This is a genomic window from Cellvibrio sp. UBA7661 (assembly GCA_002483365.1).
GTDB lineage: Bacteria > Pseudomonadota > Gammaproteobacteria > Pseudomonadales > Cellvibrionaceae > Cellvibrio.
The window spans coordinates 203,519-223,612 of record DLHT01000018.1; the positions used below are offsets into that span (position 1 = coordinate 203,519).

General features: G+C 44.7%; 14 protein-coding genes. 3 read left to right on the forward strand and 11 right to left on the reverse strand.

The features are described from left to right. Positions 1-11: 11 nt before the first annotated feature. From B2739_RS16060 to B2739_RS16105, 10 genes are all read right to left on the reverse strand, one after another. Positions 12-767, reverse strand: coding sequence for an SDR family NAD(P)-dependent oxidoreductase (locus tag B2739_RS16060; protein ID WP_331346863.1), 756 nt, complete (start codon positions 765-767; stop codon positions 12-14). Next, complete coding sequence (locus tag B2739_RS16065; RefSeq protein WP_331346864.1) at positions 767-1,300, reverse strand: DUF3833 domain-containing protein; 534 nt, start codon at positions 1,298-1,300, stop codon at positions 767-769. Before B2739_RS16065 ends, B2739_RS16060 begins: the two co-directional genes overlap by 1 nt. Next, a complete protein-coding gene (locus B2739_RS16070) occupies positions 1,248-2,591 on the reverse strand; it encodes an MFS transporter (RefSeq protein ID WP_331346865.1) in 1,344 nt (447 codons plus the stop codon). The genes B2739_RS16065 and B2739_RS16070 overlap by 53 nt, the downstream gene beginning before the upstream one ends. Next, entirely contained in the window at positions 2,588-3,106 is a 519-nt protein-coding gene (locus B2739_RS16075) for a chalcone isomerase family protein (RefSeq protein WP_331346866.1), read from the reverse strand. Before B2739_RS16075 ends, B2739_RS16070 begins: the two co-directional genes overlap by 4 nt. Next, positions 3,096-4,256, reverse strand: coding sequence for a cyclopropane-fatty-acyl-phospholipid synthase family protein (locus B2739_RS16080; RefSeq protein WP_331346867.1), 1,161 nt, complete (start codon positions 4,254-4,256; stop codon positions 3,096-3,098). Before B2739_RS16080 ends, B2739_RS16075 begins: the two co-directional genes overlap by 11 nt. 62 nt (positions 4,257-4,318) lie before the next feature. Then, a complete protein-coding gene (locus B2739_RS16085; RefSeq protein WP_331346868.1) occupies positions 4,319-5,080 on the reverse strand; it encodes a DUF1365 domain-containing protein in 762 nt (253 codons plus the stop codon). After that, a complete protein-coding gene (locus B2739_RS16090; protein WP_331346869.1) occupies positions 5,074-6,345 on the reverse strand; it encodes an NAD(P)/FAD-dependent oxidoreductase in 1,272 nt (423 codons plus the stop codon). Before B2739_RS16090 ends, B2739_RS16085 begins: the two co-directional genes overlap by 7 nt. A 70-nt stretch (positions 6,346-6,415) precedes the next feature. Further along, a complete protein-coding gene (locus B2739_RS16095; RefSeq protein ID WP_331346870.1) occupies positions 6,416-7,762 on the reverse strand; it encodes a HAMP domain-containing sensor histidine kinase in 1,347 nt (448 codons plus the stop codon). Next, the gene (locus B2739_RS16100; protein ID WP_331346871.1) at positions 7,749-8,429 is read right to left on the reverse strand and encodes a response regulator transcription factor; all 681 of its coding nucleotides are present in this window, start codon (positions 8,427-8,429) and stop codon (positions 7,749-7,751) included. Before B2739_RS16100 ends, B2739_RS16095 begins: the two co-directional genes overlap by 14 nt. Before the next feature lie 151 nt (positions 8,430-8,580). Further along, positions 8,581-9,429, reverse strand: a complete 849-nt coding sequence (locus tag B2739_RS16105) for an HDOD domain-containing protein (RefSeq protein ID WP_331346872.1) — start codon at positions 9,427-9,429, stop codon at positions 8,581-8,583. 238 nt (positions 9,430-9,667) lie between these two features. Here B2739_RS16105 and B2739_RS16110 point away from each other — a divergent pair, with 238 nt between their 5' ends. Together B2739_RS16110 and B2739_RS16115 are read left to right on the forward strand one after the other, a co-directional pair. After that, positions 9,668-13,282, forward strand: a complete 3,615-nt coding sequence (locus B2739_RS16110) for a PAS domain S-box protein (RefSeq protein WP_331346873.1) — start codon at positions 9,668-9,670, stop codon at positions 13,280-13,282. A gap of 1 nt (position 13,283) precedes the next feature. Then, positions 13,284-14,915, forward strand: coding sequence for an EAL domain-containing protein (locus B2739_RS16115; RefSeq protein ID WP_331346874.1), 1,632 nt, complete (start codon positions 13,284-13,286; stop codon positions 14,913-14,915). Between the two features lie 33 nt (positions 14,916-14,948). Here the strand turns inward: B2739_RS16115 and B2739_RS16120 are convergent, their stop codons facing one another. Beyond that, positions 14,949-18,668, reverse strand: coding sequence for a PAS domain S-box protein (locus B2739_RS16120; protein WP_331346875.1), 3,720 nt, complete (start codon positions 18,666-18,668; stop codon positions 14,949-14,951). A 192-nt stretch (positions 18,669-18,860) separates the two neighbouring features. Here B2739_RS16120 and B2739_RS16125 point away from each other — a divergent pair, with 192 nt between their 5' ends. After that, positions 18,861-20,093, forward strand: coding sequence for a PAS domain-containing protein (locus B2739_RS16125; protein ID WP_331346876.1), 1,233 nt, complete (start codon positions 18,861-18,863; stop codon positions 20,091-20,093). The last annotated feature ends 1 nt before the right edge of the window (position 20,094 follow it).

Consider the following 20,094-nt stretch of genomic DNA (forward strand, 5'->3'; position numbering starts at 1 on the left):
GAAACTATTTTTCAAACTAATTTGCGAGTGATGCGAAGCGACAACGAATATGGAAGCAAACGCAATAGCTTTAGTAGCAGCGTAAATTTTTTAGGGAAGTGAATTTCAAAACTGCGCGATAACAAACCATCGGCAATTGCGCTGGCGGCCTGCTCAGGGGTGATGATCATTGGCATTTCAAAACGGTTTTTGTCGGTCAATGGAGTGCTGACAAATCCGGGATTGATGAGTTTTATATCAATTAACCCCCTACATTCTGCATGCAAACTTTCTGCAAGATTAATCAGCGCCGCTTTAGTGGCACTGTAGGGCTGGCCTTCAGGTAAGCCTATATAGCCTGCAACACTGCCACACAAGGCTAACTGCCCTTTGTTTGGTTGGGATTTGAGGATAGGCACAGCGGCGTGTACCACGTTGAATGCCCCGGTCAAATTTGTATCAACAATGCCTTTGGTGACTGCAATATCCAGCTCTGTTGTTTTCATCGGCACATAGGCGGCTGCCAGAAAAATAATCCGGTCTATGCGGCCAAAAGCAGCACGTATTGCATGTGCAGTGCGCAATGTTGTATCCGGATCTGTAATATCAAGCACAAACACTTTACTTGAATCATCCAGTTCAAGTTTTAATTTATCCAAGTCATCCTTGCGCCGGGCAGACAATGCCAACAAAGCCCCTCTTTTGAAAAGTTCGCGTGTCAGCGCAGCACCAATTCCACTGCTGGCTCCAATTATCCAGACAACCTGATTTTCATATGAGGTCATCATTATTTTTGCTTCTGCATAAAGATGGTGAGCTCAGAGACTGTGAACCCGAATTTTTTGAGGTATGAACGATTGATCAATACATCATCATTCATCAACCACATCCAGTCATCAAAACGAATGTGATAGGTTGTGTCATCAACAGGAAGATCCATTACATAATTCCAGCGCACTGCACTACCTTCAATCTTACCGGTTGCGGTATCAATAATATCGGATGCGGTCCCTTGATAAGTGCCATCAGACATTTTTTTGATGGTCCAGATACGCTGTTGTTTTTCCCCATCGTAGTAATTGAAGTACTCCGTCAATGTGCCGACATCGCCCTTCCATTCACCTACCATGTCTACATCAAAACGGCGTATTACACGGCCGCGCCAATCCTGAACTATTCCCCAGGCCTTGATGGGGCCATTAAAATATTCTTTGATATCGGCACGTGGGGTCGTGTCTTTGTAATGATCAAGGGAATTTCCCGCGCAACTACCCAGCATCATGAGTGCTCCCAGAATGGCTGTGATTCTGATGATTTTCATTTTTTCCTCCTGAGTGGGATTGAATAAAAAACACATAAAGAAAACCAGCCGCCACCAGTTTTAAAATGCAAGGCAAAACGGCATAGCTAATCGAAAGTACGCTAAGGGCAGTGGCAGAATTGGTTGATTGCGGATGGAATCCTGCTGCATCCAAAATAGGTAGCACAATAGCCGACGCCAACGCCAAACTGGCTTTAATAATGAAGGCGAGAATCGCGTAATGCGATCCGGCATAATTACTATTGCTATGGGCATGAATATGATCAGCCAATATTGATGGCGGCAATGTCAGATCAGCACCAAATGCAAGGCCTGAAAAAACACACACAGCGGCAAATGCCCATACATCACCAGCACCCAGCAAGGCAGCACCAATAAAACCGGCGACAGCAAGAACATTTGCCAAGCCCCACGCCTTATATTTTCCAAACTTCACGCTCAACTTTTTCCATAACGGCATTGCCGCTGCACCCGACAGAAAATACAGCAATAAAAATAATCCGGTTAAATGCTCTGCGCCCAGAAAATCGCGCACATAAAAAATGACCAACACGGAAGGGATGCTAGAGGCAAGCATACTGATCGCGTACACAACAAATAGCTGCACACTTACTGCGGGTAAAGCGCGCAATGCGGATAATGGAGATAAAACGGGAACCTTGATGTTGTGGTTATTAACTCGAATCAGAGATGCATTTGTGCGGGAAGCTAACAGAAAAAAACACGCGACTCCTACCATCATTAAAATAGACAGCATCATCGTGTACCAAAGATACACATTGTCGGGATTAACAAAATAAGACAACAGTGCAGGAGTAGATACCGCAATAACCAGGCCAATCAGACCAAAGGATTCACGTGCACCTGCAATTCTGGTTTGCTCAGCGGCATCCTGCGTCCATAGTGTTGCTTTGACGCCCAGCACAATAGTTAGCACGCTGTATGCAGTTACTGCAAACACCATGCACAGGCAAAACCACATCGCTGCCGAATAAAACCTGACATTAAACAGCCCATACATAGCTAGACATAAAATCGCTCCAGCCACTACAAGAAAAGCAAATAAGTGTTGTTGGAAGCGATCGGTAAGCCAGCCAATCAATGGGTCTTGCACTGCATCAAACAAACGAATTACCAATAGCAAAGTGCCGAGCAATGTGAGCGAAAGGCCATAGTGTGTGGCATAAAAATCAGGCGCAAGAATGTAAAGCGGAAAACCGGCAAATGCGACAGGCACAGCAATAAAACCGTATCCAAAAAGCGATTTCGCTGTGATTGCACCGGCATTCATCGCAACCCCAAGAGCGCGCGACGCAGCGATGGTTCGGATGTATTCTCACCCAGCCATATATCAAAGAATAGTTTGCCGAAATCGTCGTTTTTGATAACACCTGCGATTTCATTTCCGTGGTAAAAAGTTGTGTGTTTTTCAGGAACATAAATGGCAGACAGAACCATCCCCTCTTTTACGTCCGGAAAAATAGATTTCATTTGCGTGTTCCATGCCGCCAGCGCCACTTCGTCAGAAAAACCTTGCTTGCGCATCTCCTGCACTGATCTATCCGCAATTTCTTTGCCGCTGATATCACGAAAATATTCAATCGATAATGCGAACGGCTGGTCAGAACTCCACTCTCCTTTCGGCGCATAAAGGGTTGCTTCATAAACATCCCAAAACGCGTAAGAAAACACACCCTGCCCTACTATAGATGCTTCAGGCACAGAGTGACTGATTGGCTCAGACGCAAACACACTGGATGCGTGAATAAAAAAAACACCCAGTGCCGACTTCAGTCTAGCTTGCATGTTCAAGCTCCCATTGCACCACATCCGTTCTTCCATGCTGGAATGATGCAATACAACAGGTCAGGTAAAAGCGCCACATGCGGATAAATTTTTCATCGAATCCCATGGCTTTGACGCTGTGGATTTTTTCATCGAAATTATCGAGCCAGTGTGTCAGGGTACGTGCATAATCTTTTCCAAACGCGAACTCGTCTGTTACACGCAGACCTGCTTTTGCACTCTCTTCACGAAAGCGCGAAGACGATGGCAACATACCGCCTGGAAATATAAATGTACGGATCGCATCACCACTCACCCGATAGCGATCAAATGACGAATCATCAATAGTGATGCTTTGAACCATCACCTTGCCTTTACTTGCAAGAAGCGATTTTAATTTTGCGAAGTAGACGGGCCAGAATTTCTCACCAACGGCCTCAAACATTTCAATAGAAACGATCTGGTCGTAACGGCCAGTTTGATGACGATAATCTTCAAGTGCGATAACGGCGTTTCTACCCACGCGTTTTACCGCGAACTCATGTTGGGCTTCAGAAATGGTCAGACCTTTGATTGCGTAGTCACCTTTCTGCAGTGCACGCTCGGCAAAACCTCCCCAGCCACAACCAATTTCCAGAAGACTGCCAGAAGCACTTAGCCGGTCGATCATGCGGTCATATTTGCGCATTTGGGCATGCTCAAGATTCTCATCCTCCCGTGCAAAAATTGCTGATGAATAAGTCATCGAGGGATCGAGCCAGAGGGAGTAAAAATCATTGCCAATATCGTAATGGGCATGAATATTTTTCTTACTGCCTTGCAATGTGTTGCGCGTGAAAAAGTACGCGATGCGCGAGGCGAACTTGCCAAAAGCATTACCGCAGATGTAATCATCCAGCACTGACTGGTTTTGCAATCCAAACAGAAATACCTGGGTTGGATCGGTTGAATCCCACAGTCCATCGCGATAAGCCTCAGCAAGCGCGATATCACCATGACGCACAAGTGCGCCCACCAAACGCCAATCACGAATATCAAGCTGTGCTTCTGCGCCCGGCTTTGAACCTTTAAAAGAGTAGGTTTTTCCTTCAGGTGTTGTCACCTCGATCGCCCCGTATTCGATCAGGTCAAGCGCTGCAAGAAAACGGTTAGTAAGGTGCCGATCAAACATAGTATTCATCCTCTTTTTCTCTTTTATAGCCTTGGTTGCCTGTCCTTTGAATTTCCCCTGGCTTACATTTTGTTAAGGTTTCGGCTCGCGGTAATTTTGGTGGCCAGTTGTGCAGGCTTGGCTATGTAGCCAATACCTTTCATCACCAACTTTAGCGCTTGCCAATGAATCAGCAACATTGCCTTCATTGCCACAAGGGGGTGTCGCAAAAACGCTTGTCGCGCGCTTTGCCGAGTCAATGGCGTGAAAGAGCCCACTAGCGAAGTCACCAGCTGTTTTTGCTGGTCACTGTCATAATAATCAATCCAGATACGCAGCTTGTCGGCATTCAGATCAAAGCGAAATTTATAAGTGCCAGCACGATTCAGAAAAGGCGAAACATGAAATACTTTTTCTGCTTCCAGCCATTGCTCTGCACCAATTGGCGAGTGGTCCGGGTTTGCACACAAATAACTATGTTGCTCACCAAAGGTGTTATGCACTTCGCACAGTACCGCGCGCAATGTATGCTGATCATCAAGGCAAAAGTAAAAACTGACAGGATTAAATACATAACCGACCACACGCGGCATGGTCAGCAAAATAATATTATTTGTTGTCTGATCCAGGCCGTAATCAGCCAGAATTTCTTTCACCCAAGGTGTCGGATCACTGCCATCGCGTCGGCCAACATCCTTCCGGTGAAAACTGGCAAGCAAACCTGGCACAGGGGTAGCCGGCAGCGGTAATGCAAAATAATAAATGCCGTAATGAAACGCATTTTTTTTGGGAAAAAGCCTCTTGTGCATTACCCGTGCTGTGTAAAGTTGAGGTGTTATTACCATGGAGGAGAAATACCCATAAACCCTGCCATTTTTACTGCACTACCAAGACCATCTTCGTGAAAACCGTAACGTTGGTAAGCACCACAAAACCACAAGCGATTGAGGCCTTGAAGGCCATCAATTTTTGACTGGTTGGTTATCGCAGCTTCATCAAACACGGGGTGTTCGAACATAACGTCGTCATAGATCAGCGCTGAATCAGGTTCGCGCCCGGGATTTAGCGTCACAATTAACGGCTGGGCAGTCCCCAAAGGCTGAAGATTGTTCATCCAATAACTAAGCGAAACACTGGGGTTTTGGTCACGCTTGCCCTCCGACAGATAAACCCAACTCGCCCAGGCCTTACGCCGCTTGGGCATAAAACTGGTATCACTGTGTAACACCGCGCGGTTAGGCTGATAACTGAATGCTGAGAGTATGGATTGCTCCTCAATACTCGCGTCAGAAATAATGTTCAGCGCTTGATCGGCATGGCATGCAAAAACGACCTCATCAAAAACACGAATGTCCCCACAGAGGTCTTCAAGAATAACGCCTGCCTCTTCGCGCTTGATTTTTTTAACACCCCGATTGAGGTGGATATGCTCCTTGAATGGCTCAGACAAGCGGCGAACATATTCGCGGCTACCGCCCTGCACCGTATACCACTGGGGATGGTCGTTAATGGTAAGCAACCCATGATTTTCAAAAAAGCGGATAAACGTACTGGCGGGAAACTTGAGCATTTCATTGATGGGCGTACTCCAAATAGCGCCACCCATCGCCAGCAAAAAATAATCACGGAACCAGGGGCGCATCCCCAGATCATCCAGACAATCGCCCAGTGTGAACGAAGGATCTTTAAGCAAGTAAGCGTTTGCGCTTTTATTGAATTTGAGGATGTCAGCAATCATGCCCCAAAATGCAGGGCGCAATAGATTGCGTTTTTGCGCAAAAAAATCACCGGATCTACGCGTGCCGTATTCAAGCCATCCATTATCGATACTTGCGCCAAAGGACATGTCACTTTTGGCAATAGGCACCTGTAAATATTCAAACAAGCGTGTAAGCAAAGGATAATTGCGTTTGTTGAACACAATAAAACCGGTATCAACAGGTGTGATACCGTCGCGGGTTTTAACCTCCACCGTCCTACTGTGCCCACCTAGGTATGCGCCCTTCTCATACACAGTAATGTCATGGTGAGGATACAACAGTGATGCGGCGCCGAGACCAGAGATACCAGTACCGATGATGGCTATTTTTTTTCGGGTTGTTTGTGTCAAAGCATTTCCCTCCGAGGTCAGCTACCACTTTATGACGAATGCCTTTGGCACAAACTTACGCAATCCTAAATTATTGGTAAGGTTGGAACAGAATACGTACCCGTAAGCCGGGCGATGCATTATCCAGACTGATCCGTGCTTTATGCTGCCCGGCAACTGCACGCACCAAGCTTAACCCTAATCCGTTTCCTGGCGTACTACGACTGGCATCACCACGATAGAAATGTTTAAACACTTTTTCTTTTTCGTCGTCGGCAATTCCTGGCCCCTGGTCCTGGATTAACACCACCACAAACTGCCCTTCCCGAGCAACCGACAAGTTGATAACAGATTGCTCCGGTGCAAATTTAATGGCGTTATCGACAAGATTGGCAAACAGTTGGAATAACAAATCCCCGTCACCTTTAATCGTCACATTGCCGCTGGTACGAAGATCAAACCTGATCTCTCGCTCTTCGGCAAGCGGCTCATAAAGCTCAGCCACATCCTGAATAATCCTGCCCAAGTCCACTTCAACCATATGCAGGCTACGTTTTCCTTTTTCGATATTGGCGATGCGCAGTAAAGCATGAAATATCGCAAGAATATGATCGACATCAGACAGCAGTGTATCGATCTGTTCCTCGTGTACAGTGCGATGCTTGAGTGCTTCAATATCGCCACGAAGACCACTTAAAGGGGTGCGTAAATCATGGGCAATATTGTTGCTGACTTCGCGCACGCCGTTCATTAAATCTTCAATTTTCGCCAGAAAACCATTCAGCACTTCTGAGAGATTACTAAGGTCATCCCAGCGGCTATCGATAGCAAGGCGCTGCGATAAATCGCCTGTTTCAACTATGTGTTGTGCCGTAGCAGCAATCCGGTTAATTCGGCTTACCACAAAGTGGCTGATACCAAAGCTCACCAATACCACTACCAACATCAGTATCATGATCAGCCAGCTTAAATGGATTAACCGTTCATAACTCGCAATAAGCTCGTGCACATTACGTGCAACCAGAATGCGGGAACCATCTTCGAATGTATGAATTTTTGCTGCAAATGCCTGCTCGCCATGAGCAGTCAGCAAATCAAAACCTAATACGCCTTCCGTAATTTTTTGCATGTGCTCAGGCATAGGGTCAACGGATCCGCCCAGCAAAAGCCCCTTTTGATTTTCATATCGGAATCGGACAACGGCGTCGTCTTTTGCCCTTCGCTGGATATATGGCAAGAGCTGCTCCTCCGTGTTTTCAAAACTGGAGAGCATGCTAATTTCGATATCGATCGCAGCTTCTGTTTCGCGCAGGAAATCGCGTCGGCCAAATTCGATCAGGAAATAACATAAGATAGCTGCTGACGCAGAAAGCAGAATGGTAAACAGCAAAGCCATTTTGAAACTGGAGCTATCAACATAGCGCCTAGACACTTTCATCGATAATGTATCCTGCACCGCGCACCGTCTTTATTAAGGTGTTTCCTGTATCGCCAAGCTTTTTACGCAGGCGGCTTATATGCACATCAATCACACTGGTTTGTGGATCAAAGTGATAATCCCATACCCCTTCGAGAAGCATAGTGCGGGTAACCAGTTGCCCCTTGAATTTGACAAGATATTCCAACAGCCTGAATTCACGCGCCTGCAATTCAATTATTTTTCCGTTGCGCCGCACTTTGCGTGCAAGAAGATCCATTTCCAAATCCCCCGCCTTGAGCAGTGTTGATTGCGCTAACGGAAGTGAAGATGAGCGTTTACCCAATGCCTCAACACGCGCAAGTAATTCAACAAAAGCAAAAGGTTTAACCAGATAGTCATCACCACCGGAACGCAAACCCGCCACTCTATCGTCCACATCGCCAAGCGCACTCAGGATCAAAACGCCCGTCAGATTTCCACTGCCTCGTAGCGTTTTGATCAATGAAAGTCCATCGAGCTTTGGCAACATACGATCAACGATAAGCACATCGTATTTTTCATTCATGCACAGATGAAGGCCTGATTCTCCATCCTCAGCCAGGTCAACGACATGCCCCGCTTCTTTTAACCCCTTTCCTACATAGGTCCGTATTTTGGGATCGTCTTCGATAATCAGTATTTTCATGAATTCCTGGCAATTGACGTTTTCATAGGTATTGCGAATACCAAGACTTTTAAGGTTTATTGTGTAGGTTTGAAAATGCATGATATAGGTTAATCAATTTCGCAATCCACCTGATATCAAAAGAAAGGCTGAATCCCGACAAACTCTATTGCTAAATTCCATCACTTCGCAACACATCTTCTGCGGCTTCTACATCAAGAGCAAGCGATTGCGATGCTCCAATGTCAATATTACAGTCCAAACCCAAGCGATCAAAAGCCGATATCTTTGAAAAATCCAGTGAAGAAACGCGACTGTCCCTAAAGAAGTCGTATTGCAATACCGAAATGGTAATTAAATCCGCATAAGCCACTTTTTCCCTAACCTCATAAAATTTTAAATGATCCTCTGGAATTGAGAGGATATCTTCATCAAATCCCCAATGCGATAAGATCAAACGCCCTATTGGTGCATGAATATTTTCTATAATGCGATCAAGAGTAATGCTGTCATTTAGCAACTCTGGATGATCTTCCGCAAAACTGAGAATTGGCAAAACACCAATTTGATGAAGTATTCCAGCGAGCATCGCTTTATCAGGGTTCAAATTCGTGTAGTGTTTACACAGCACATAGCTAATCGCCGCAACCTGGCTTGATCTAAACCACGCCTCGCGCATACGCATATCAATGATGTCAGAAGTAGATTGAAACATTTGTTCCATCGCAAGACTTGTTGCCATATTGCACGCATATTCAATACCCAGACGCATCAATGCACCGTTCAAATTATCGACCAGTCTTGCAGCACGCAACAAAGGGCTATTGGCCACTCGAATCAAACGGGCACTCAACGCCGGATCAGAACCAACTACACCCACCAAATGTTCAATGTCGGCCGTGGGGTCATCCGCAACGGCGCGTACCCTCAATGCAACCTCTGGCAACGTGGGCAAAATTAACTGATCGCTATTAATAGCATTGATAATGTCTTCGCTAATCCGGGTGGCTAAATGATCCATACGTATTTCCAAAAAGTCAGCATCTTCGGAAAGTATAGATGATGATCAATACCGGACAATTGACAGGTAATTGCAAGAGTAAACCGGTGCAGAAAATATCATTCAGATTGAAATCACCTACAGTTATATAAATACACACACTCCTGATATTTTAGCCTAAGCAAAGCCAAATCTTGCTTGTGTGCTAGTATGAATTCACAAAGCGTTAATGCGAATCACTACGATGGATGAATTCCCAATGGATGAATTTCACCGCCTGCGCTGTCTCCACTCTTATCACATTCTCGATACTGACTTTGAAGCAGATTTTGATCAGCTAACATGGCTTGCTGCGCATGTCTGTGCCGCTCCCATTGCAGTGTTAACTCTTGTTGATGAAAAAAGGCAATGGTTTAAATCTGTATATGGTTTGGATGTGCGCGAAACACCAAGAGAAATCGCATTCTGCAATCATGCCATTCAACACACGACCCCATTTTTTATAGAAGATGCAACAACTGATATACGTTTTGTTAATAATCCCTTGGTCACAGGCACCCCCTGGATTCGATCTTATTTGGGGATTCCATTAATTTCGCCCGATGGTTTTGCGATAGGCACTCTCGCAGTTATTGATCGCAAACCCAATACTTACCGGGATGAAACCATTAAAGCCTTGTCGGTTCTCGCGCAACAAGCCATTCACAATTTAAATACCAGACGCGAACGCTTGTCATCAGAACATGCAGCGCACAATCGCGTAAAAGATATTATTTCTGCAGCAGCAACAGGTATCGCAGTATCAACCCTGGATGGAAAATATTTATTGTTTAATCCCTATTATTTCAGCTTGTTTGGTTACACAGCTGAAGAAATGTCGCGCACAACTCTGGCAGACATTCTCTGCCCGGATGATTTTCCTGAAATACAAATCAAACTAAGATCTTTATATAAAAATCAATGCCCGAATTTTATTTTAGAGTGCAGATGCATAACCAAACAAAAAAATATTATTTGGGTGCGCGCACAGGTATCCATGCTGCGCGATGCCGAGCAAAAGCCGCTCGCGTTTGTTGGTGTGGTTGATGATATTACAGAGAATAAAATTGCCCATGAGAAAAATAAACAATTAACAAAGCGCTTACAGTCAACACTGGAAAGCATTACCGACGCTTTTTTTGCACTGGACAAAAACTGGTGTTTTACATACGTTAATATTGAGGCGGAACGATTACTGGAAAGAAGGCGCGATGATCTATTGGGAAACAATATCTGGCAAGAATTTCCGGAAGCGGTAGGTACAGCTTTTGAATTTAATTATCACAAGGCTATGGATAATGGGGTAAAGATTGCATTTGAAGAGTATTACGCCCCACTCAAAACATGGTTCGGCGTCAATGCTTATCCATCTACAGAAGGGATTAGCGTTTACTTTCAAAACATTACTGAACGACGAATAAAAGATGACCAACTAAGATTGATGGAAGCGTGCATCGCACGCATGAACGATCTAATTGTTGTTACAGAAGCAGAACCAATTGAAGAGCCGGGCCCTCGCATTATTTATGCAAATGATGCATTTATTAAGCAAACTGGCTACGCCCTGAATGAAGTCATCGGGCGTTCGCCTCGTTTTTTGCAGGGACCAAATACGCCGCGCAATGAATTGGATAAAATCAAAACCGCCATGCGAAAATGGCAGCCTGTACGTGCAGAGCTAATTAATTACACTAAAGCCGGTGAAGAGTTTTGGTTGGAAGTGGATATTTTTCCCATCGCTGACAAAACCGGTTGGTTTACCCATTGGGTATCAGTAGAACGAGACATTACCGAGCGAAAAAAAATAGAAGAAATAAAACACGCCCGGCAGCTTGCTGAACTGGCCAATGAGGCCAAGTCCAACTTTTTGGCCACCATGAGCCATGAAATCCGTACACCTATTAGTGGCGTTATCGGTATGGTGGATCTGCTGCATCAAACCAGCCTGAAAGGCTACCAAATTGAAATGGTGGATATTATTCGCAACTCCGCAAATTCACTACTGGATATCATTGATGACATTCTGGATTTCTCAAAAATAGAATCCGGCAAACTTGCGCTGGACAACACCCTCTTCTCGCCAGAAAAAAATCTCGAAGACGTTAGTTTATTACTGGATCGTATGGCACTGGAGAAAAATGTCGAGCTGTCGCTCCATATTGATTCAGCGTTACCAGAAAGAATAATCGGCGATGAACTGCGATTGCGCCAAATATTAATTAACCTTGTAAACAATGCAATTAAATTCTCAGCAAACGCACAACCCTATGGAAAAGTTCGAATCAGTATCAAACCCCAAACACAAACCCATGACACGCTTACAATCGCATTCATAATATCTGACAACGGTATTGGTATGTCAGAGAAAACGCTTGCGCAATTATTCACACCGTTCATGCAAGCGGATGCATCTACCACACGTCATTACGGTGGAACAGGCCTTGGGCTAACCATCACGCGACATCTGGTTGAATTGATGGGAGGTGAAATAGAAGTGCGTAGCCGCGAAGGTAGCGGCACAACATTTACTGTACGCATTCCTTTTTTAATATCTCAAAATGATAAACAACTGGTTGCGCAGCCGCATTTTAGTAGACTGCTAAGTATTGTAGTGGGCAGCAACAGTGACATGGCGTCAATCTGGGCAGAGTATTTGCAATCTGCCGGAGCAACGTTGGTGCAATTTTTTGCAGCAGAATTAATACATTGGCAGGAGCTCCAACGCAAGTATATGCACTATCAAATTCTGGTATTAATTGATGACTGCGAAAAAGATACCGAGCTCACGCCAAATGGTTTAATCAATACCATTCAATCTTTACATCCACAGATTTATTGTCTAACTATTGGCAGAGGCCAGCGACGTGAGCTGCGACGCGACGAACATGGCAATTGCTTTATCGATGGGAATTGTCTTGGGCGCGCACGTTTTTTTGAAGCAGTTCAGATTGCAATTGGGCAGAAGCAACTAACTACGCCACAAATACGCGGCCATCACGAACAGGACTTTATACCTCCCCTGCGCTCTGATGCGTTGGCGCAAGGCCGTCTATTATTGTTAGCTGAAGATAATGAGACCAATCAAAAACTCATTGCCCGACAACTCGGGTTATTAGGTTATGCAGTAGATATTGTCGACAATGGCGAACAGGCTTTTGCACGCCTCCACCATGAACACTACGCCATGTTGATTACTGACATCCATATGCCGGTTATGGATGGTTATGAATTAATTCGTAAAGTACGCAGTTCCGATGCAGCTATTAATAACATACCTATCATCGCACTCAGTGCTAATGCAATGGGCGATGAAGCAGAAAAATGCGCGCAGCTTGGCGCCAATGAATATCTGGTAAAACCGGCATTACTACCTGATTTGAAGAAAATACTGGATCGCTACCTGACACAACATGACCAGCTAAATATAGTTTCATACGAGCCGCATGCTCCAGTAATGACTCATACTGAAACTGCACAATTGGATGTCAACATTTTGCGCGATCTGGTTGGTGATGATGAATTGGTTATCAACGAATTTTTACGCGACTACCTCCGCAATGCACGCCAACTTCAACAACAAATTAGCAACAATATAACACAAGAGGATTACCCTTCCGCAGCTGGACAACTGCATAAATTGAAATCATCTTCACGCGCAGTGGGTGCCTTGGCTTTAGGTAAAATATGTGAGCACATGGAGTTTTATGCCAATAAAAAAATGAGCACAGAATTAGCAAACCACTATTGCGACTTTGAAAATGAATTTCATGGTGTTGAACAACTGATTGCCGAACACCTCAATAACACAGGAGAGGACGCAGAACGTCTGCATTAATATGAATCAAGATACGGGTCCCATCGATTTATCAAAAATCAATGCGTTAGTGATCGATGATGATACATTTATGCTGAAAATCATGCAGCGAATTTTGACTGTAAATGGTGTCATCAATGTAAGCTGCTGCGATAGCGGCGCAGCAGGTTTGGAAGCACTCTCGCATGCAGAGCCACCAATCGATTTAATTCTACTGGATTTAAACATGCCGGAAATGGATGGCATTGAATTTGTCCGGGCTTTGGAGACTACTCATTTTAAGGGCAATATTATTTTAATAAGCGGTGAAGATGAGCGCATGTTAATCAGTGCAGAAAAATTAATTGCTGCGCGCCAGATTGGCATTCTGGGGCATCTACAAAAACCGGTAACGCAGGAATCCATTATCCCATTACTCAAACAACTGGATACGCAATCAACATTTATTCCAACAGAATTAAAAACTTATTCTGCCGACGAGCTGGCTTTAGCCATTTCAAAAGGGCAATTATTTAATACCTACCAACCTATAGTGTCACTTAAAAATGGCAAACTTAACTGTGTAGAGGTATTGGTGCGCTGGAATCACCCCACTGATGGCCTGGTGGGGCCAGAGCAATTTATCCCAATCGCTGAGGACAATAACCTGATCGATCAATTAGCCAGCACGGTGCTAACCGAAGCGCTGCAACAGTATAAACAATGGCAGGCATTGTCACTGCATATTCCCATGGCAATTAACGTCTCTATGGAAAATTTGGCCTCATTGGATTTTGCGGATAATTTTTCCAAAATTATGGCCGATGCAGGCTTGCTCACAAAAGATATTACACTGGAAATTACCGAAAGCCGCGCAATGAAAGATCCGACAATCACGTTGGATACATTAGCGCGCTTGCGCCTGAAGCGCTTTGTTTTGTCTATTGATGACTTTGGGACTGGCCACTCATCACTGGCGCAGTTACGGGATATTCCGTTTGATGAATTCAAAATTGATAAGAGTTTTGTCACTGGCGCATGGGCAGATCAACGTATTCGTGCAATGTTTGAAACCAGTTTGAACCTGGCCAAACGTTTATCCATGAAAGTCGTGGCAGAAGGCATTGAATCAGAAAAAGATTGGGCATTTGTACGCAATGCCCAATGCGATTATGCACAAGGCTATTTTATTTCAAAACCAATGGAGGGGGATGCACTACCGAAATGGCTGAGCCTATGGGGCGAACGGGTTAGACGCGAATTATTACCGGAGATCAATGGCGCCGCTGTCAAAGTAAAAGCCAGTAAAGAAGGGACCGTACTGTTAATTGAAGATCATGAATTTCAGCGGCGAATACAAAACAAAATATTAACTGAAGAAGGGTTCTCTGTAGTGACTGCTGCAACCAGCGCAGAAGCACTATCGTTGTTGCGCACACTACGCCCCACATTGATATTAATTGATATCGAGTTGCCAGGAATGAACGGCTTGGAAATTCTTAAACGTTTACGATCCACTGCTGTTTTTAAACAAACACCTGTGATTATGCTTTCAGGCTCAAACCAAAAAGAAATTGTAGTACAAAGCATGAAAACGGGGGCATCAGGTTTTATTGCTAAACCTTTTGATCGAAAAACCTTGGTAGCAAAAGTCAAATCAGTATTAATACGTTAATGTATTGCGCAATTTCCATAAGTACTTATAGCCTTAGTGTATTTGTGTCAGATAATGGTTCACTTCGTTTTCAACCGCTGCATAAGCAGGACCAAACAGCGCCATTTCATGGGCAATTTGCTCAGGCGCTGGCTTTTTGGCAGCAGCTTCAATTCCCTGACAAATATTGCCTAGTTGTTGCGCTCCAACTGCACGTGCCGATGATTTGAGTGTATGTGCACTGGTACTGAGCTGTGACCAGTCGCGATTGTCATAAGCACTAACGATGGCACCTGCCAATGTTTGCGCACTGACCAGAAATTCGGCTAAAAATTCTTTAATTGTACTTGCATCACTCCCAACCAGATTTTGCAGAATTAACAAATTCAGATGGGCAGAATCCACAGCATCGGCAACGCCTTCAGGAAAATCTAACACCTGGGCGTAAGTGTTGTGATCATCATGAATTTCCGATATTGAAGAAATAGATTCTGCTGGGGAAAGATATTTTTTTAAACTGAATGCCAAACTTTCCAGTGTGATAGGTTTAGTGAGGTAATCATCCATTCCTAAACCAAAACAGCGCTCCGCTTCACCGCGCAAAGCGTTTGCAGTTAACGCAATAATAGGCGTGCGATAACCAGACGCTAGTTCCTCTTGCCGAAGCTGCTTCACGAATTCATAACCATCCATTTCAGGCATGTGCAGATCTGTTAATATCAGCGAGTACTTTTGTTGTCGCCATTTCTCCAAAGCCTGTGCGCCATTAGCCGCCATATCGCCAGAATAACCTAGCAACTCCAATTGATAAGCAATCACTTTTTGGTTAATGCTGTTATCTTCCACGACTAGTATTGGCTGCATTCCTGTTCTGCTTGCTGAAACATAATTTATTGCCTCTACAGGAGCAGAACTCAAAATCTGTGGCGGTTTGTTTTCCCTCGGCAATTGTAAATTCACAATAAACTCTGCACCTTGAGATAATTCGCTGATCACGCGAATGCTGCCATGCATTAATTGAATTAAACCATAGCTAATACTGAGGCCAAGGCCAGTCCCGCCAAAATGACGACTGGTAGAAGCATCTGCTTGAGCAAAAGGCCTAAACAATCGCATTTGCTGTTGCTGGCTCAAACCTATTCCATTATCTTTTACGCGTATTTCCAGTGCTATTAACGCTTCATCCTGCGCAATCAAATGAGTACTAAGCTGCACCATGCCTTGTTGCTTCTGCTTGCTGGAAAACTTAATCGCATTGCTCATCAAATTCAGTAGTATCTGACGTACACGCTGCTCGTCGCCACGCAAGTATCCAAATAAATTAGCATCGTTGGTGACTGTTAGTATTACGTTGGAGTTAGCGGCTACCGGCTCCATCAGCTGTACAACTTTTTTCACAGTTTCTATTAGTGAAAAAGGTCTAGACTCCAACTCTAATCGTCCAGCTTCGATTTTGGAGAAATCCAAAATATCTTCAATAATATTTAATAGCGACATAGCTGAGTCACGAATGATATCAATCATATCTGTTTGATATCCGCGCAATTGTGTTTGCTGCAGCACTTCAATCATACCAATCACACCATTAATCGGTGTGCGTATTTCATGACTCATGGCAGCAAGAAAGTTGGATTTCGCCTGACTGGCAAGTTCTGCCAATCGATGTGCTTGTTCTAATTCAGCAATACGTTTTCGCTCTGTAATATTACGCTCAACCGCAACCCAATGAGTGTATTTGCCATTGCTATCGGTGATAGGCACCAAATCAATTTCTACCTGTACCTGCTCACCAGTTTTAGTAACATTCATCAATTCGGCCCGGACAGGCTGCCAATTTTTCAGCGCGTCTTTGACCTTATGGAGCTCCTCTGGAGGTGAATCGCTGGATCTTAAAAAGCGAGGATTTTTGTTGACAACTTCCTCTCTTTTATAACCCATCACTTTTTCAAAAGCGGTGTTCACAAAAATAATTTCCGGCCCATCTTCTTGTGATGAAGGAGCATTGGTGATAATCACCATATCATTCATATGCGCAATGCACGCCTCCATCAATCGCAATTGCTGTTCATTTGCACGACGCAAGGTTATATCCTGAAAATAAACAGCTAAACCTTCGCTTGAAGGATAAGCATTCACACTGAACCATTTTTGCAACGGCGCATAATAGGCCTCGAACGATGCCTTTTCTTGCTCGCTCATTGCTTTTTTGTAGTGGAACTCAAAATCGCTATCTTTGATTTGGGGGAACTCATGCCACATAGTTCTGCCAAGTAACTCTGCGCGCGATCGATGCAGTAATTGTTCAGCTTCCTGATTAATGTAAGTAAAGCGCCATTCAGTATCCACTGTCACAAATGCATCGGTAATGCTTTCCAGTGTTACGGTTAAACGATCAGCCAATGCCTGGGCTTTTTCTTCATTGGTTTTAGTATCGTGAATATCAATTGCGCTCCCGTACCAACGCACAATCTCACGCTGTGCATTAAATACCGGCACCGCTCTGGCAAGGTGCCAGCGATAATTGCCGTTGATATCGCGCAACCGGAATTCAGTAAGGTACATTGCGCTATGCTGCGTTGCATTTTGCCAGGCTGCGCCGGCGGGCAACTGGTCATCACTGTGTATAACTTGCAGCCAGTCTTGTTGAGTTGAAATTTGGGATTGATCCAGACCCGTATATTCACTAAAACGATCATTGACATAATCAATAGTGCCATCGGTTGTTGCTGACCAAATAATAATAGGCAGCGCATTCGCCAACTGCTGCAAGCGCTGTCCACCTTGAGCCAATAAGTTTTCCGTGTGTTTTTGTTCGTTAATATCTTGAAATGATCCCTCCAGGCGAATCACAACTCCCTGTGCATCGCGAATGGCTTCGCCTTGTGTGCGAACCCACAAGTAGCGGCCACCGGCAGTAATAATTTGCAACTCCTCATCGTAAGCGATGCCCTGCTCAAGACAACGATTAACCGCAGTCACAATCAGATTGCGCCAGCGCGGAGGATACATATCCAACCCTTGCTGTAATGGCATTTGAGTATTGGGTGGCAACTCCAGGATTTTGCAAACTTCATCATCCAGAACAACTTTGTCGCTGCGCACATCCCAGAACCAACTACCCAATCGTGCAATACGTGCGGCCTGACGCAATTGGTTTTCTTGCTGACGCAGTCGCTTTTCAATATGTTTACGATGGGTAATGTCGGTAGCCAATCCTGCAATGCGATAAACCTTGCCAGACTCATCACAGATGGGAAATGCGCGATCTTCAATCCAGCGAATATTGCCGTCGGGGCGAATAATGCGATACTCACAGCGATAATTGCCACGCACCTGATCCGGTAATACTTTCAATAACGCAGGCCGATCATCGGGATGTATAGGTTCCAGCCAGGCAGCAGGGTTTTGGTATAACGAATCACAAGGCCGCCCCCATATACGCTCGTACCCGGGAGAGATGTAAAGCATCTTGCCTTTGGTGATATCGGTTAACCAAAACACTTCCGTAATGGTTTCTGCCAACTCCCGAAAATGGGTTTCGCGTTCAGCCAGATTCTGGTTGTTATGCGTACGCGATATTTCAAACAGCCAGGCTATTGCAAAAACAATGATCAGCAACAAAAAAGCCAGTGCAACTGCCGTATAAAAAGGCCACTCACTGGATTTAACTGTGAAAGTACTTTGATATTTATGATAAACCTGCAAGGTAGCAAGCAGCATGCAGCACAGCAGCGCGGTGAATGCCAACCCCCATACCCAGAAGCGTATTGACATGAATCCACCGGCGGAATGCTTGCCTGTAACCATAACAAAGTGCCCTGCAAATTTTTTCGTCAAAAGCCTGATAAATAGCTGGCATAAAATCAAAGTTTAGCTCAGCCTTGATGAATGACTAGGTCGTGACCGGACTGTGTTTTCAGTGCTATTTTTATTGTACGGGTGACTGCAATCTGCAAGAGGTATGTGATGACAGAGAGTTTATTACCCTATCCGTTTTTATCCCGCACACTTTGCCGCTGGATCAGTGTAATTGGTTTGGCAGTCATCTTTGCAGCCGATTGGCTGACACCGTTGGGATTTGCCCACGGCATGCTCTATAGCCCATTAATATTGATCGCATTAGTTTGCGGTAGCCGTGCATTTTTGCTCGCCACAGCTCTCAGTGCAGTGGTACTAACCTTGATAGGTATGTTGATATCGTCTATTGGTGGCGAAACTCCCAGCTTGAATGCGATTTTTGGCAACCGGTTGCTATCTATTTTACTCATCGTGTTTACGGCCACCCTATCGTTTTGGCTACTCGTTAACTTTCAGCGTTTAAATGCAATTACAGATGCGTTAATTGCCACTCAGGAACAACTTTCCGAGCAACATCAATTGTTGCGTATTGCGAGCCAGGTGGGGCACTTGGGCGGTTGGACGCTTAGCCTACCGAATGAGCAAGTCAGCTGGACAGATGAGCTTGCCAATATGCACCAGCTCCCTCCCGGATATCACCCAAGCCTTGAAGAAATGCTAAATTTTTATCACCCAAATCAGCGTGAATATGTACGTAAACAATTGCGCAATTGCATTGAGCTAGGCACTTCTTTTGATAGCGAAGCTCAACTACTGACTCGCGAAAATAGTTCCTTGTGGGTGCGTATTATTGGTATGCCACTAACGAATGAACACGGAAAAGTTATCTGTATTCAAGGAGCAATACAAGACATCAGCCAACGAAAACAGGTCGAGCATTTAATTAAACAAAGTAATGATAAGTTTTCCAATCTAGCCGATGCCATGCCTATTATTGTTTGGAGCGCAGAAGCTAATGGCGTTGTAGATTATGTTAATCGTGCGCTTTGCAACTTTACGGGCCTGGATATTGAAGAACTTGTCCAACCCGGGCGCTGGCTTAGTTTGTTACATCCAGATGATGCAGAGCGCGCTGAAGCCTACTGGAAAGAGTCAGTCCAAAATGGTGTTGAGTATGTTATTGAGTTCAGAATAAGACGCAATGATGGCGAGTATCGCTGGCATTTAACGCGAGCACAGCCAGTATTTAATCATCAGGGTGAGATAATTAAATGGTATGGCGGCACAGTGGATATTCACGAGCACAAAATGTTAGAGCGAGAGCATCGCCTGATTGTTGATCGCCTTACAGAGCGCATGAAATCATCAGCAATATCAACCAATGCACCAACACCGCAATAAC